Annotated in this window: 11 protein-coding genes; 5 read left to right on the top strand and 6 right to left on the bottom strand. The window is 69.3% G+C overall.

Features of this window, described 5'->3' with window-relative positions; translation table 11 throughout:
* Positions 1–226: 226 nt before the first annotated feature.
* Positions 227–1,018, top strand: a complete 792-nt coding sequence (locus K6I34_RS05470; protein WP_275126981.1) for an SDR family NAD(P)-dependent oxidoreductase — start codon at positions 227–229, stop codon at positions 1,016–1,018.
* A gap of 46 nt (positions 1,019–1,064) precedes the next feature.
* Here the strand turns inward: K6I34_RS05470 and K6I34_RS05465 are convergent, their stop codons facing one another.
* The gene (locus K6I34_RS05465; protein WP_229322926.1) at positions 1,065–1,661 is read right to left on the bottom strand and encodes a TetR/AcrR family transcriptional regulator; all 597 of its coding nucleotides are present in this window, start codon (positions 1,659–1,661) and stop codon (positions 1,065–1,067) included.
* A 601-nt stretch (positions 1,662–2,262) separates the two neighbouring features.
* On the opposite strand from K6I34_RS05465, the gene K6I34_RS05460 reads away from it, so the two are divergent.
* Positions 2,263–2,973, top strand: a complete 711-nt coding sequence (locus K6I34_RS05460) for a response regulator transcription factor (RefSeq protein WP_229322925.1) — start codon at positions 2,263–2,265, stop codon at positions 2,971–2,973.
* A 485-nt stretch (positions 2,974–3,458) separates the two neighbouring features.
* Here the strand turns inward: K6I34_RS05460 and K6I34_RS05455 are convergent, their stop codons facing one another.
* Entirely contained in the window at positions 3,459–3,815 is a 357-nt protein-coding gene (locus K6I34_RS05455) for a helix-turn-helix transcriptional regulator (RefSeq protein ID WP_229322924.1), read from the bottom strand.
* 238 nt (positions 3,816–4,053) lie between these two features.
* Between K6I34_RS05455 and K6I34_RS05450 the strand changes: the two genes are divergently transcribed.
* The 3 genes from K6I34_RS05450 (at position 4,054) to K6I34_RS05440 (ending at position 11,061) form a co-directional block, all read left to right on the top strand.
* Positions 4,054–5,259 (top strand): MFS transporter, encoded by a 1,206-nt coding sequence (locus K6I34_RS05450; protein WP_229322923.1) that lies wholly within the window; start codon positions 4,054–4,056, stop codon positions 5,257–5,259.
* A 489-nt stretch (positions 5,260–5,748) separates the two neighbouring features.
* Entirely contained in the window at positions 5,749–9,474 is a 3,726-nt protein-coding gene (locus K6I34_RS05445; protein ID WP_229322922.1) for an ACP S-malonyltransferase, read from the top strand.
* Between the two features lie 99 nt (positions 9,475–9,573).
* Positions 9,574–11,061 carry a hypothetical protein gene (locus tag K6I34_RS05440; RefSeq protein WP_229322921.1) on the top strand — a complete coding sequence of 496 codons (1,488 nt, stop codon included), beginning with the start codon at positions 9,574–9,576 and terminating at the stop codon, positions 11,059–11,061.
* A gap of 19 nt (positions 11,062–11,080) precedes the next feature.
* Here the strand turns inward: K6I34_RS05440 and K6I34_RS05435 are convergent, their stop codons facing one another.
* From K6I34_RS05435 to K6I34_RS05420, 4 genes are all read right to left on the bottom strand, one after another.
* Positions 11,081–12,097, bottom strand: a complete 1,017-nt coding sequence (locus K6I34_RS05435) for an ABC transporter ATP-binding protein (RefSeq protein ID WP_229322920.1) — start codon at positions 12,095–12,097, stop codon at positions 11,081–11,083.
* A gap of 11 nt (positions 12,098–12,108) precedes the next feature.
* Positions 12,109–13,131, bottom strand: a complete 1,023-nt coding sequence (locus K6I34_RS05430; protein ID WP_229322919.1) for an ABC transporter ATP-binding protein — start codon at positions 13,129–13,131, stop codon at positions 12,109–12,111.
* A gap of 103 nt (positions 13,132–13,234) precedes the next feature.
* Positions 13,235–14,212, bottom strand: a complete 978-nt coding sequence (locus K6I34_RS05425; RefSeq protein ID WP_229322918.1) for an ABC transporter permease — start codon at positions 14,210–14,212, stop codon at positions 13,235–13,237.
* Positions 14,213–14,279: 67 nt separating this feature from the next.
* Complete coding sequence (locus tag K6I34_RS05420) at positions 14,280–16,034, bottom strand: ABC transporter substrate-binding protein (RefSeq protein ID WP_229322917.1); 1,755 nt, start codon at positions 16,032–16,034, stop codon at positions 14,280–14,282.
* Between the last annotated feature and the right edge of the window lie 47 nt (positions 16,035–16,081).

The following is a 16,081-nucleotide window of genomic DNA, read 5'->3' as shown; positions in this document are numbered from 1 at the left end:
CCGCCGGGCCGTCGGAGGGGGGCCGGTGGGGTGGTCGGTCGGTGGCCCGGGTGGTCCCCGGGCCGGGTGACGGTCCGCCCCGGCGATGTGTTGTGCCGCGTCGCGCCCGGAATGATCATTTCAGCCGGGCATGGGCAGTTCACGCGAGTTTATGCAGTCCACGTGGTTCATCTGGTTCATGTGATTCATGCGGTTCGGTTGGTTCATGACGAGCGGATGTGGGGGGATGACGGTGACGTCGTCGGTGGGGAACGGGCCCGCGGGCCTCGGCGGCAGGACCGTGATGGTCACGGGGGCTTCCAGCGGGATAGGCGCGGCGGCCGCGCGGCTGTTCGCCGCGCAGGGCGCGCGGGTCGTCCTCATGGCCCGGCGGGAGGACCGGCTGCGCGAACTGGCCGCGCAGCTGCGCAAAGAGGGCGGTACGGTGGCGCTCGCACCGGGCGATGTGACCGAACCGGCGGATGTCGAACGGGCCGTGGCCACGGCCGTGGACACGTTCGGCTCGCTGGACGCGGCGTTCAACAACGCGGGCTGGGGCATGATGGCCACCCCGCTGCACGAGCTGGACGACGAGGTGTACGACCGGATCATGGACGTCAATGTGCGCGGGGTCTGGAACTGCCTGCGCCATCAGATCCCGGTGCTGCTCGACCAGGGCACCGGCGGCGCGATCGTCAACACCTGCAGTACGGCGGGGCAGTTCGCGACCGGCGCGGTCGCCCCTTATGTGGCGGCCAAACACGCGGTCCTCGGGCTGACCCGGGCCGCCGCGGCCGAGTACGGTGACCGGGACATCCGGGTCAACGCGCTGATGGTGGGCACCACGCGCACCGAACTCGTCGAGCAGGCGCTGCTGGAGACACCCGGGCTGGAGGAGGCCGCCGTCGCCCGCGCCGTCCAGAAGCGGATCGCCGACCCGGAGGAGGTCGCCCGTGTCGCCGTCTGGCTCTGCGGCCCTGACGCGTCGTTCATGACCGGGGCCGCCGTCCCGGTGGACGGCGGCTGCAGCGCGGTGTGAGCCTGCCCGGAGTGCCGGGCGCTCCGTCAGGCCTCCTCGGGCTCCCTCAGGCCCCTTCCGTGCGCTTCGTCGCCGGGAGCACCGCCTCCCACATCCGGGCGATCACCTCCGACACCGCGCCCGCCCGGGGCTTTCGCGTGCTCGTGCGCAGTCGCGTGCGCAGGTCCGCCTCCGCGCCGTGCACCAGGTAGACGGCGAGTTTCAGGAGGATCGAGGGGTCGGCCGGGCCGTGCGGCTCGGTGTCCGCCGCGCGGATCAGCTCGTCCTCGACCGCCGCCGACCACGCGGCGGTCCAGGTCGTCGCGGATCCGTTGCGATCGTGGTCCAGGCGGGCGGCCGCGCGCACCGCTACGTCGTCCTCCAGACAGCGCACCACCGCGACCGTCATGGCGACCGCGGACCGCAGCGGCCCGGCCCGGCGGTCGACCTGTCGCAGCGCGTGCCGGGTCACCGCCACGCCCTGCGCGTGCACCGCGTCCGCGAGTTCCTCCTTGGAGACGAAGTGGAAGGTCACGGCGCCTATCGAGGTGCCCGCGGCCCTGCTCACGCGGGCCAGTGACGTCGCGGCGTATCCGTTCCGGTCGAACTCCCCGGCCGCGGCGTGGATGAGGGCTTGCCGTGTGCGGGCGGCTCGTTCCTGCATCACGTTGACCTTTCGTCGGCACGCACGCCTTCGCGCGGCGGGGGCTGTGTGGGGCCGGCCGCGTCCGCGCGGCGGGGCGTCGGCGCAGTTCCGGGGCGTAGAAACGGTAAACAAGTACCCAAGTGTCCGCAAAAAGTCGAGGGTTCGCGGACCTGCCCCAAGGGGCGGAGCGGCTCGTTCCCCCAGTGGTCCGGGCGTCCGGCCCAGGGTATGACGCGGTGGGCTCCGAATACAAAAAAGATAACTATCACTATGCTTTGTGTCCTGAAGTGGTCGGGAACGACCGGGATTCGCGCGTCGTGACGGCGCCCGTGCGGGCGGGAGCGAGGGTGGTGCGCCCCGGGCCGCCGCGCCGTCGGTGCGGTCGCCCGGTCCGCTGCGGCCGGGGCGCTGTCCGCCGCGGAGCCGACCCGCACGCGTGCCCACGGTGGTTGTTGAAAAACATAAGAACTACTATTATTTAGCTTGCTCGGCGAGGGCCCGCGGCAGCGGCGCGGCCGGGGTGGCCACGGCCCGCCCTCGCCCCAACTGGCCTTTCGGAGGGGGAGAAATGGCTTTGTGGGAGACAGCGCGTGAAGTGGTCGGTGCGGGGGCGCGGGGGGTGTCACGGCCTGCGGTCCCGCCACTGGGGAAGGCGGCCGAAGGGCTCGCGGTCCGCGTCCTCGTGGTCGACGGCGACACCGCCGTGGCCGAGTCGAGGGTGCGCTACCTGCTGCGGCAGGGGTACTCCGCGGTCAGCGTCGACAGCGGAGCGGAAGCGCTGCAGGCGCATCAGCACGCGGACGTGGTCGTGCTCGACCTCGACCTTCCCGACATCGACGGCTTGGAGGTCTGCCGGTCGATACGGGAGGACGGGGGCAAGCCGGTCATCTCGGTGACCGCCCGCGACACCGAACTGGACCGGGTTCTCGCCCTGCAGGCCGGGGCGGACGACTGCGTCGTCGCCTCCTGCGGTGCGCGCGAGATGGCGGCGCGCATCGAGGCCGTACTGCGCCGGGCCCACCCCCGGCCGGAGCCGACCCGGAGCATCTCCGTCGGCCCGCTCCGTATCGACGGCAAGACCCGTGAGGTCCGCCTGCACGACGGGCTGGTGAACCTCACGGCCAAGGAGTTCGAGCTGCTGCACATCCTGGCCGCGAACCCCGAAAGCGTCATATCCCGCAAGGAGTTGATGGACAGGGTGTGGGACACCAGCTGGGCGGACTCCAGCCGGACCATCGACACGCATGTGAGCAGCCTGCGCGCGAAGCTCGGCGCCAGCACCTGGGTCATCACGATCCGCGGTGTCGGCTACCGCATGGGGCACGGATGAGCCCGCGTGTACCGGGCCGCCGGGCCGCAGGGGAATGCCGAAGGAAGGTCACGGCGGTGTCCTCCGTCGAAAGACTCGGTCCACGTATGTGGATTCATCGTGGCGGTGTGCGTCCGCGGCGGCCAGATTAGTGCGGATGTGACGCCGGGTGGTGGCTCGCCGGTCGAATTGATGGACAGCCGACGTGTGCCTTGCGTTCGCTTCGCCGGCTTCACACTGCTTGACAATTACTGACGAAACCCCGACGTCAGCCGCTTGACGGGCGTTATTCGGGGAAGGAAAGCTGGTCATCGCCGGGGGAGAATTCCCCGGGAGTACCCGGAATACCCGGGACACCCACCCGGCACCATGTTCCGGATATTCCGGACCGAAAGAACCGGAAGAACCGGAAGAGGGGGTGCGGGCGATGGTCCGGTCGGGAAGCGGGGGCAGGGCCCCGCCTCACGAGCCGTGGAATGCCATGGAATCAGGAACGGGCGAGGAAATCAGGAACGGGCGAGCTTCTTCGCCAGGTCGGCATCCCCGATGTACTGCCCGAGCTCCTCGATGAGCCGGCCGATGCGCTCCTCGTCGCGCTTGTAGTGGGTCCACTTCCCGACGCGCGCGGAGCGGACGAGGCCCGCGCGTTCGAGTACGGCCATGTAGGCGGAGACGGTGGACTGCGCGAGTCCGGTCTTGGCCTGGATGTGACTGACGCAGACGCCCACCTCGTTGACGGGGAAGTGCTCCTCGGGGGCGCGCAGCCACTGGAGCACCTGCAGGCGCACCGGGTTGGCCAGCGCCTTGAGCGCTTCGATCAGCGGCGTGACGTCGTCTGTCGTGGGCGTGTCAGGTGTCGTCATGGATCCTTCCGGGGCGGACGCAGGACCGGTTCTGATCCATCGATGATAGGCGATGCGTTGCGCCGCCCGGGAGGCGGCCGTCGCTGCCGCCGGGGGCCTCCCGGGGCTCCCGCGGCTCTTGCGGACCGCCGGGCGACCGGCTTGACACATCGCATCGATCTTCTGCGATACTTCGATTTATTCGTGTTCGGCGCGGCACGGTCCCGTACCGCATGCCACTGCAACGGAGGGTTTTCACATGCCTATCGGGCTCATCGCCCTGGCACTGGGGGGCTTCGGTATCGGCCTCACCGAATTCGGGATCGTAGGCCTGCTGCCCGAGGTGGCAGACGACTTCGACGTCTCCGAAGCGGTCGCCGGGTATCTGATCTCTGGCTATGCGCTGAGCGTCGCGGTCGGTGCCGTCGCGCTGACCGCGGCCGTCGCCCGCTTCGACCGCAAGAAGGTCCTGACCGGCCTGATGGTGCTGTTCGTCGTGGGCAACCTGATCTCCGCGGTCGCCCCCACCTATGAGCTGCTCATGGTCGGCCGTGTCGTCGCGGCCCTGTGCCATGGAGCGTTCTTCGGTGTCGGTGCCGTCGTCGCCTCCGACATGGTGGCGGAGAACAAGAAGGCCAGCGCCATCGCGCTCATGTTCGGCGGCCTGACCGCCGCCAACGTCCTGGGTGTGCCGCTCGGCACGTTCGTCGGCCAGCAGTTCGGCTGGCGCGCCACGTTCTGGGCGATCACCGTCATCGGTGTCATCGCGCTGATCGGTATCCAGGTTCTGGTGCCGCAGACCGCCCCGCCCGGCCAGACCAGCCTGCGCGGCGAGCTCGCGGTCTTCCGCCGCGGCCAGGTCTGGGTCTCCCTCGTGCTCAGCATCCTCGCCTTCGGCGGTGTCATCGGCGGCTACACCTACATCGCCTTCACGCTCACCGAGGTCAGCGGGTTCGCCACCAGCACCGTGCCGTGGCTCCTGGTCCTGTTCGGTGTGGGCACCTTCATCGGCAACTTCGTCGGCGGCAAGGCGGCCGACAAGTCCCTCAACGCCGCGCTGACCGGCATCATGGCGGTCCTCACCGTCATCCTGGCCGCCTTCGCCCTCACCGCGGAGAACAAGGTCGCGACCATCGTCTCGCTGCTGCTGATGGGCACCATCGGCCTTGCGGCGGCGCCCGGCCTGATGGTCCGGATCATGAAGTACGCCCAGGACGCGCCCACCATGGCCTCCGGCGCCAATGTGGCCGCCTTCAACGTCGGCAACGCGCTCGGCGCCTGGCTCGGCGGCATGACCATCGCCGCCGGCTTCGGTTTCGTCTCCCCGCTGTGGGTCGGTGCCGGGCTCGCCCTCGCCGGACTCGTCGTCGTGGCGGGCGGCTCCCTGGGCCGCCGGTCCGCCGCGGCCACGGACGCTTCGGTGAGCGCCGCCCCGCGTGCGGAAAAGGTCGAGGCCGGGGTCTGACGGCGGTACGGCCGGACGCGGCGCTCTGCTGAACGCGCAGCAGCGTACCCCCGCATGAACAACCCCCATAAACGGCGCACCCCCCGCCGAATGAATCAGGGCCGAGGGACCTACGGGTCTCCTCGGCCCTGATTTTTTTGTGGCACCTGCGCCCGTACCCGTACCCGCCCGTTCCGTTTGACAATTCCTCACGGTCCCTCACCGTCCCTTGAAATCGGCTGAAGCCCGTTTCGCCCGCCCTGCAAAGGCGTAAAGAATTCTGTAATGGAATGCATGGAAACGTGCTGAAAAGCAGGACAGGATTGTCTCGCGACCCGATGGAATCCGGTGAAGCCCGATGGGATCCGACGGGAAGTGCCGGACGTATTCCGGAGGAATGTTTCCTCGGGAATGCAGTCCTCCGCGCCCGAAGACGAGCGCGTGACGCACCGCGACGGAATACGACGGTGTCTTCCGTCTCCGCACAGCCCAACGCGAGAAGGCGAGCACGTGTCCACCTCCAGCTCCAGCTCCCACGTCAACCCGTCCCCGACCACCGCCGACCGCCCCGCACTCGTCGAGGACATCCTCAGCACCAAGGACCGCGTACGCGCGGCCGGATTCTTCCCCGGTCTCGGCAGCCGGGCCTCCTACCAGGGCCTCGGTGCCTTTCTCCTCGACTCCGGCGTCCCCGGGGTCACCGCGGTCTACCGCGAGGCGGCGCGGGCCCTCGGTTTCCCGCACCGGCCCGACCTGCTGCTCACGGCAGCCGAGAACCTGCCCGAGGGGAAGATGGAGCGGCAGGGCTTCATCGGGGTGTCCCTGCTGGTGCACAGCCTCGCCCTGGACGCCTACCTGCGCGACCGGGCCGAGAGGAACGGCACCCCGCTCGGCTTCGTCGCGTACACCGGTGAGAGCTTCGGCATCCTGACGGCCGCGGTGGCGAGCGGGTCCTTGTCCGTCGCCGACGGCGTCAAGATCGCCCAGGCGTTCACTCCACTGATGCTGCTGGCGGCCGGCGCGCAGAGCACCGACGAGACGTTCGCCCGGAACATCGCCTGCTATCTGCCCGCGTCCGTCCGGCACACCCCCCTGGTGGCGGAGCCGTTCCACGTGGTCGCGGTGAAGGCGCCGAACGGGGACGACCTCGCGGCGGCCCTGGACCGCATCCACGCGGCGTACCCGGTCACCGATGTCGAGCTGCACAAGACCTACTCGCCGGTGCAGGCGAACGTCTACGTCCGGACCGGGGTCAAGGACGGGTTCGACCGGTTCGTCGCCGGCCTCCCGCAGGTGACCACCCGGGAGCTGAAGGACCCGACCGTCTTTCTGGCCCACTCCGCGCGGATGCGCCCCGCACGCCAGGCGCTGGACCGGTTCCTCGACATCAACCACATCCGCTTCGAGGAGCCCCGCGTCCCCGTGGTGTCCAACCACGACAGGTCCCTGCTGACCACCGCGGCCGACGTCCGCCAGGGCATCCTCGCCATGACCGACCAGGTCATGGCGTCCCGGGACACCTGCGAGACGCTCAACAGCCTGGACGCGGACATGGTGCTGGAGCTGGGGGTGGGCAACAAGTCCGTCCAACTGCTGCGGGACAACGACATCGCCGCCCCCGTCATGGCCTATACGGGCAGCCGCGCGGACACCGACCGGCTGCTGCGCGTCGTCGACGCGGTGGACGGCCTGCTGTGGCAGCTGGAGAAGCTGTACGCCGTCGGGGACGCGCCGGAGCACGGGCACTACGACGCCTTGCGGGAGCTGTTCCGCCTCGCCGCCGAGAGCGACTTCTGCGACGAGTACGTCTCCCGGGTCTTCGGACGCATCATCACCGCGGAGATGTTCTGCCCCCACCGTGAGGGCTCGCCCGCGTTCTACGCGCTGCTGGAGGTCTTCCAGCACACCCGGAACCACCGCGAGCACATCGCCGTGGACCGGGGCGAACTGGCCGTCAAGGCACGGCTGAAGAAGCGGATCACCGGTGAGGACCCCGCGCTGCTGGGCAAGGCCTACGTCGAGCTGCGTGTCATCGACCACGCGGGCGACGCCGAGACGAGGACCGTGGACACCTACCGCCCGGAGGTGACCGTCCTGCACTTCGACGGACTCGCCGCCCTCGGCGAGGCGGAGCCGGCCCGCGGGACCCGGCTGCTGCTCGACAGTCAGCCGGCGGCGCTGGAGGCGTACGACCAGATGCTCGAAGCCCTGGACGGCGACGGCATCCCCGAGGTGGACCACCGCATCGTCTACCAGTATCTGCTGTACCGCACCCTCGACCGGAACCGGCCCGCGCTGTTCGCCCAGAGCGACCACTACCTGGAAGGCGGCGACGCGCTGGGCTGGCTGGTCGCCCTCGCCGTCTCCGGCGCGGTCTCGCTGGCCGACGTGGTCACGCTGTACGCGGCGCGGCTGCGGGACGACGCCGTGGAGCGGATGCTGGCCGGCCTCACCCACGCCGCGATCCCCGTCGTGTCGCCCGAGGGCGTGCCCATCCAGTCCAGGAAGGACCTGGCGGACGCCACCCGCGCGGTGCTCCGGGGCCGTGCCCTCGACACCGAGGTGCGGCGCATCCACCTGAACGGCAACTGCCAGATCGTCGCGCTCGGTTCGGACCTGGACGTCCACGCCGTCGACGCCGGACCGCACCACGCGCGCGTCATCCGTGTCGCGGAGCCGGCCGAGGCCTGGCGCAAGCGGCTCAACCCGGCCCTGGACGCGTTCGAGTACGACTGTGTTCTCGCGCTCACCAACGAGAACGAGTGCGTGCTGGAGAACGCCCGCAGCCGCCGGATCCTCTCCAGCACCGTCTACGCCTACATCGACAGCGGCGAATCGGTCGTCAGCTTCGGCAAGGGCGGCAGCGAGTCCATGACGATCTTCGTCCGGAAGGAGGGCGAGGAGCACATCACGGTGCGCAAGATCCTGAGCGAGGCGCTGACCACCGCGCAGTGGAACCGGGACGGCGACGGCGTGATGCTGCCGCCGTTCGCGAAGGCCAAGAAGCAGGCCGAGTACCTGCGGGCCCTGCCCGAACCGGTGCGCAGCCACTTCCCCCAGGTCTTCACCACCCTGGAACGGGAGATCCCCGTCCCGGCCCATCTGCGGCGCGACGGCCGTACCACCGGCATGGAGGTCATCTACGAGATGAGCTACGTGGAGGGGGAGGAGGTCAGCCGGTTCGTCGAGAAGCACACGCCGCCCCCCGCGGTGGTCGCCCGCCTCTACGAGCAGGTCATCCGCGTGCTGAACGACAACGTGCACAGCGTCGGCCGCGTCCTGGCGCCGGGCGAGACGCTGGACGTCTCGTACTTCAGGAAGATCGAGGACCGCCTCGACCTGTGCCGCCGCACCGCGCCGCTGACCTTCAACGCGCAGCTGCTCGACACCGAACGGATCGTCATCAACGGCGTCTCCTACCTCAACTCCGCCGCCCTGCTGCGGCGGTTCAGGGAGGACCCCGGATTCCGCGAGATCCTGGAGCCCGCCTTCCACTCGCTCGTCATGGGCGACACGAACACCGAGAACATCAAGATCTCCGACAGCGGTCCGCTGCTGCACGCCCAGCGGGTGATCGAGTCCGGGGCGCCGCAGGAGTCCGTCGACGCGGCGCTGGCGGCCATCACCCCCGCCTCGCTGGGGATCAAGTTCCTCGACCCGCGGGCGATCGGCTACAAGACCGACGGCGCGGACACCCGCGACGACGCGATGTACGACAACAAGCCCTGGCACAACTCCATCGGTCACTACGACGAGATCCACTTCGAGCAGTTCACGATGAACGTCAGCGTCGGTGAGGGGCGCACCCCCAGCGTCGACATCGCGTTCCTGGAGGGCAACCCGTACCAGCAGGCGTACCGGGTGCGGGATGTGGTCGCGGGCGGCGGCACGGTCGACCACCGGGCGCCCGAGGGCATGGAGGACTACTTCGCCCCCGTGATGACGGCCGCGCTCGGCCTGGACGACCCCGAGTCGGAGTACCTGCGGGACGACCCCTACTGGCTGATCCGGTTCGTCTTCATGATGGGGCAGCACTTCACGGCCATGCCGCCGTTCCACTTCCAGAAGGAGCTGGACGGCACGCTGATGGACACCTACCAGACCCAGCGCCGTCCGGTGGCGATCTACTGCGAAGGCATCAAGTGGCTGAACTGGGCCCTTCAGATGCTGGAGGGCACCAGGACCGAGTTCCTCGGCATCCAGACGCCCCTTCGCTACTACGCCCGGCTCGGCTAGCGAGCCCCGCGCACTTCCCCGCCGGTCGCCGGCAGGCACGGCCGTGCCTGCCGGCGACCGGCCCGGCCCACGAACACCCACTCTGCAGAAAGCCTTCGCATGACCATGCCCATCACCTCCGCCCCGTTCCCGGTCCCGGTGGACGGCCTGCGGCACCTGTCCAACGAGACCCGTATGATCGCCACCCCGTGGAGCCGCATGGTGCGCGGTACGGGCCTGGGCCAGTACCCGGTCGCGTACGACCCCGCCGCCGCCGCGCGGATCCGCCACACGTTCGCCCTGCTCGCCGGGAAGGGCGCCGACCGGAGCGCCTACACCCGGTTCTCCCGGCTGCTCACCGACCTCGTCCTCGACGTCGTGGACCCCGCCCGAAGCCTGCGCCGCGAGGACCTGGCGAAGGCCGTCGGCCCGATCCTGGACACCGTCCGTGCCGAGGAGAACCCGTACTTCCGGCTCATGGCGGGCTGCATCCTGATGGACGCCTTCGCCAAGCTGCGCCTGGACAAGGCCCTGCTGGTGAACGCCGACACCGACTTCCCGGCGGAGATGCTGGCCGTCGCCGACACCATCGAGCCGGACCGGATCAAGGACGAGAACGCCGGACGCCACGGCCACTACGAGAAGCTGTCCGCCTACTCCGCCGTCTTTCTCGCCTTCGGCCAACTCGGCCTGAAGGAGCGACTGGTGGCAGGGCGGCGCAACTACATCCGCGAGGCGCTCGGCCTGCTGGAGGAGATCCCGGCGCCGTTCTTCCGCGGACGCGGCGGCTCCGTCCTGCTGTCGGTGGTCTCGCTGCTCGGATACGAGCGCTTCATCCACGGCGAGGGCCGCGACTACGTGAAGGAGGTCCTCGACCACCTCGACCGCGCGGACGAGCTGAACAGCCCCCCGGCGTTCCCGCAGCCCATGTCGGAGGCCTTCCCGAAGATCTATCCGCTGCTGACGATGCTCAACGCCATCGCCATGAGCGGCCGCCCGGCGGAGTACCTGAACCACGGCCGCGACCGGCTGGCCGAGGCAAAGGAACTGCTGGGCCGCATCACCCCCGTCGAGCGCACCCACATGGGCCTGTACTACCTCATGGCCCTGCACAACCTCGGCCGGCTGGACGACCAGGTCCCCGACCTGGACGCGCTCGTCGAGGACATCGTGGGCCAGTGGGAGCACATCGACCCCGGGGCGAACTACTTCCTCAACGGGATCGCCTACGCGTACGTCATCCAGACCGCGATGCTCACCGGGCGGATGGACCTGATCACCGCTGAGCCGCTGGAGCGGCTGGTGGACGGCTTCCCCGACCTGGACCGCACGGACGACGACCGGATCAACCGCCCCTATCCGTTCGCCTACACGCTCAATGTGCTGGGCGAGATCGGCTCCGCGCACCTTCTGTACGAGCCGAGGGACGCCTACCGGGGTGCGACGCCCGTCGGCTGGGTCATCGACCAGCTCTCCGAAGGGGGCCGTGAGGAGCACCGTCTGTACATGCTGAACCACGCCCTCGTCGGCTCCGCCCTGCGCATGCGCGGCCCGGCCTATGGGGACACGCCGTTGTACCGGGACTTCCGCTTCCCGGGCTCGTCCTGACCCTGTGGAATCCCACGGTTCACGCCGCCGGTTCCGGGAAATGGCAAGCCGTCACATGTGACTCCGGGCTGCCGTCCGCCTGTGCCAATGGCGGTTCCTCCGTCGCGCACAGCTCCGTCGCCTTCCAGCAGCGCGTGCGGAAACGGCAGCCCGACGGCGGGAGGATGGGGGAGGGGACGTCGCCCGTCAGGCGGATGCGTTCGCGGCGGGGGGACGGCGAAGCCGTCACGCCCTCCGGGACGGCCGAGAGGAGCGCGTGCGTGTACGGGTGGCGCGGGCTGCGGTAGATGTCGTCCCGTGAGCCCGTCTCCACGATTTTCCCCAGGTACATCACCGCCACCCGGTGCGAGAAATGCCGTACCACCGCCAGATCGTGGGCGATGAAAAGGAACGCGATGCCCAGGTCCCGTTGCAGGGAACGGAGCAGGTTCACCACCTGGGCCTGGATGGAGACATCGAGTGCGGAGACCGGCTCGTCCGCCACCACCAGCCGCGGTTCCAGCGCCAGGGCGCGGGCCACGCCGATGCGTTGCCGCTGCCCGCCGGAGAATTCGTGCGGGAAGCGGTTGTAGTGCTCGGGATTGAGGCCGACGATTTCGAGGAGTTCGCGGACGCGTGCCTCGCGGCCGCCCGCCGGATCGATGCCGTTGATCTCCATCGGGCCGGAAATGATCCGGCCCACCGTCTGTCTCGGGTTCAGTGACGAGTACGGGTCCTGGAAAATCATCTGGATCTCGGAGCGGACCGGCGCGAGCTCCGTGCGCCGGGCGTGGGTGATGTCGCGGCCGCGGTAGCTGATCCGGCCCGCCGTGGGCTCCAGGAGGCGGGTGAGGAGCCGCCCGGTGGTGGACTTGCCGCAGCCCGACTCGCCGACGAGCCCGAAGCTCTCGCCCGCCCGTACGGTCAGGTCGATCTTGTCCACGGCCTGCACCGCGCCGACCCGCCGCCGGAACGGGAAGCCGCCCATGACCGGGAAGTGCTTGGTCAGGCCCTCGGCGACGAGCAGCGGCTCGCCCCGCGACACCGTGTCACTCATGGGACAACCTCTCAGCTCAGTCGTGGGGCGATCTGTTCGGTGAAGACCGCCCGCTGTCGCTCGCCCGGCAGGTGGCAGGCGGCGGCCCGGCCCGGGCGCAGTTCGGGGCGTTCCGTACGGCAGCGGTCGCCGGCCACCTCGGCCGCGTACGCGCAGCGCGGGTGGAAGGGGCAGCCGGGCGGTGGCGCCAGCAGGCTCGGCGGGGCGCCGGGGATGGGGACGAGGGGCTCGTCGACGTCCGACTCCAGCCGGGGCATCGAGCCCAGCAGACCCCAGGTGTACGGGTGCCGGGGCGCGCGCAGCACCTCGTCGACCGTGCCGCGCTCGACGACCCGGCCCGCGTACATCACCAGCAGCTCGTCCACGGTGTGGGCGACGACGCCCAGGTCGTGGGTGATGAGCACGATCGCGGAACCGGTCTGCTGCTGGAGGTCCTTGAGCAGGTCGAGGATCTGCGCCTGCACGGTCACGTCGAGGGCCGTCGTCGGCTCGTCGGCGATCAGCAGCTCGGGGTCGCAGACGAGCGCCATGGCGATCATCGCGCGCTGCCGCATGCCGCCGGAGAACTGGTGCGGGTAGTCGTCGACGCGGAGCCGCGCGTTGGGGATGCCGACCTTGTCGAGCATCTCGACCGCGCGCTGCCGGGCCTCGTGCCGGGACGCCCCGGTGTGCTTGCGGAACGGCTCGGCGATCTGGCGGCCCACCGTGTAGTAGGGGGAGAGCGCGGTGAGCGAGTCCTGGAAGACCATCGCCATCTTGTTGCCACGCAGCTTCTCCAGCACGGACTCCGGGGCGCCGGTCAGCACCTGGCCGTCGAGCGCGATCTCGCCCTCGATCTCGGTGTGGCGCGGGTCGTGCAGCCCCAGGACGGAGAGGCTGGTGACGGACTTCCCGGAGCCGGACTCGCCGACGATGCCGAGCGTGCGCCCGCGCTCCAGCTCGAAGCCGACCCGGTCGACGGCCCGCACGACGCCGTCCTCCGTGCGAAAACGCACGGAGAGGTCCCGTACGGAGAGAAAGGCGTCCGACGTCATTTTTCTCCCGAACGATCGAAGTGGCGCCCTTTAGGGGCGCGGGGAACTGCGCGACCAGCCACAAACAACCCGCAGTCGCCAACCGACATCACCGACCCACCCACTAGGCGAGCCGCACCCGCGGATCGATAAGCGCATACGCCGCATCCACCACGATGTTGGCGATCACGATCGCCGTACACCCGACGAGCATCACCGCCATCAGCGTCGGCAGATCCGTCTCGCTCACCGAGGAGACCGCGAGCCTGCCCAGACCGTGCAGGCTGAAGGTGAATTCCGTGATGATCGCACCGCCGAAGAGCGAGCCCAGGTCGATGCCGAAGATGGTGACGATCGGTGCCATCGCCCCCCGCCAGGCGTAACGGAAGAAGACGGTGCGCCGTGAAAGGCCTTTGGCGCGCGCGGTGCGCACATGGTCCTCTCCCAGCTGCTCGATCATTTGCGAACGCGTCATCCTGCTGTAGTTGGCGATGAAGATGATGGACAGCACCAGCCAGGGGATGAGCATCCCCATGAACCATTTCCCGGGGTTCTCGGTGATGGGGTAATAGGCGGGGTTGTCCATCCAGTGCAGCCCGCTGACGAGGACGGCGAGTGCGACGACCCCCACGAAATAGATCTGCAGGGCGTTCCCCACCAGCGACAGCGAGCTGAAGAACTTGTCGACCCAGGTGCCCCGGAAGGCGGCGGCGAGCATGCCGATGCCGACGCCCACGACGAGGAAGACGGCCGCGCCGCCGAGCGTGATCGACAGGGTCGTCGGGAAGCGGTCCACGATGGTGCCCCACACCGGCTGCTGGTTGGAGAAGGAGTAGCCGAAGCAGGGCGCCGGGCAGTGGCCCACGGAGAAGTCGCGGCCCGCGAAGATGCCCACCATGTAGTGCCAGTACTGCACGGGCACCGGCTGGTCGAGGCCGAGGTTCTTGTTGATGACGGCGATGGCGTCCGGGGTGCAGTTCTTGCCGCAGGACATCAGGGCCGGCTGCGAGGGCAGCGCGAAGAACAGCAGGAAGGTGATCGCGCTGATCAGCAGGATGATGACGAGCGCGCCGAGCGAGCGGCGGGCGAGGAAGCGGAGCATGGGCCGTCCTTCCGGTCGGCGGTCACGCGGCGTCGGACGTCGGCGCCGTCACTTGACGTAGCCGCTGTCACTTGACGTAGACGCCCGTCGGGTCGGCGATGCCGTAGACCGGCTGGTAGCGCACCCCGCCGAGGTTCGAGCCCCACAGCGCGAACTGGCTGTTGTAGAAGGTCGGCACGCCCGGCACGTCGTCCGTGAAGATCTTGTCGGCGAGCTTCTGCCACTCGGGCGCGGCCTTCTTCACGTCCGGGATCGCGTTGATCCGGTCGATCTCCTTGTTGACCGCGGGGTCGTTGAGGTGCCCGTAGTTCTGGCCGCCGTCCGCGATCTGGCGTCCGTCGAAGAGCGGGGGCACCACGGTCGAGGAGACGGGCCAGTCCGCGCCCCAGGACGAGCGGTAGATGTCGAACTTGTTCTTCACCTCGGCGATCGCCGACCGGTAGGTGTTGGCGTCGATCTCTTTCTTCTGCACCTTGAACCCCGCCCGTTCCAGGGCCTGGGTGATGACCACGGAGACCTTCTGCCAGGTGTCGGTGTTCGCGTAGGCGAAGACGATCTCCTGGCCCTCCTTGCCCGCCTCCTTGAGCAGCTGCCGGGCCTTGTCGGTGTCACCGGCGGGCTTGGCCTTCTTGCCGTACGGGTCGGTGGGCTTGTAGCCGTCCATCGCGGGCGACAGGTAGTTGGTGGCGACCGTGCCCGCGGGCGCGCCGCCCATCTGCTGGAGGATCTGCCCGTTGGGCATCGCGTACGCGAGGGCCTTGCGGACCTTCACGTCCTTCAGCCGGTCCATGTTGAAGCTGATGTAGTCGACGTACGGCTGGATCTCCAGGAAGCGGCGGGCCTTGGTGTCCGGCTGGTCGAGGACCTTCTGGGTCATCTCGGGGGCCACGGCGTTGGAGTACGACATGGTGTTCTTGTCGCTGCCCTGGTCGGCGAGGAAGCGGCGGGTGGAGTCGGCGAACTGGTGGCCGACGCTGATCTCGAACCGGTCCGCGTACTGGTGCCGGATCGGGTCGGTCCTCGGGTCCCACGCCTCGTTGCGCACCAGGGTCAGCGACTTGCCGTTCTTGTAGTCGGCGACCTTGTAGGGGCCGGTGGAGAAGGGCGCGTTGTCGTACTTCTGCTTGGTGTCCTTGGCGGCCTTGACCGGGCCGATGTTGGGCATCGCGGTCGCGAAGGGGGCGTCCGCGTGCGGAGCCAGGAAGTGGAAGACGATCGTCTTGGCGTCCGGGGTGTCCAGCACCGAGGACGGCAGGTGCTTGCCGTTGTACGGGCCGTCCGGCAGCGCCTTGCGGAACTCGGTCCCGTCCCCGGAGAGCCACTGCGGGATGTACTGCGGGCCCTCCGTCTCGAAGGAGGCGTAGAGCCGCTCGACGCCCCAGCGGATGTCCTGCGAGGTGACCGGCGAGCCGTCCTCGAACTTGATCCCGTCCTTGAGGGTGAACGTCCAGGTCTTCCCGCCGTCGGAGGACGTGCCCGCGTCGGTGGCGAGGTCGCCGACGACCTTCACCTTGCCCTGGTCGTCCACCTTGTACGAGGTCAGCGAGCGGTTGTAGAGCATCTGGTTGGCGAGCATGTCGTTGTAGTAGATCTGCCCCGGGTCCAGGTGCTGGAAGGCGTCGCGCTGGAGGACGCCGACGGTGCCGCCCTTCTTGGCGCCGGGCACCTCGGGGGCGGGGCCGGTGGAGTCGGCCTTGGTGCCGATCGAGTAGTTCGAGGCTTTGTTCTTGTCCGCGCCGGGCCCGTCGTCCTTGCCACCGTCCCCGCCACCGCCTCCGCTGCTGCACGCGGAGAGCGTCAGGGCTCCGGCCGCCAGGGCCACGGCGGCACGGAGCCGGGCTCCGGAGCGGGATCTCGTCCGAGCGGCCG

The organism is Streptomyces sp. UNOC14_S4, from assembly GCF_020740835.1.
In the GTDB taxonomy this organism is placed as follows: domain Bacteria; phylum Actinomycetota; class Actinomycetes; order Streptomycetales; family Streptomycetaceae; genus Streptomyces.
Note: the sequence above shows the minus strand (reverse complement) of the source record. Positions and strands in the feature narration are given on the sequence as shown.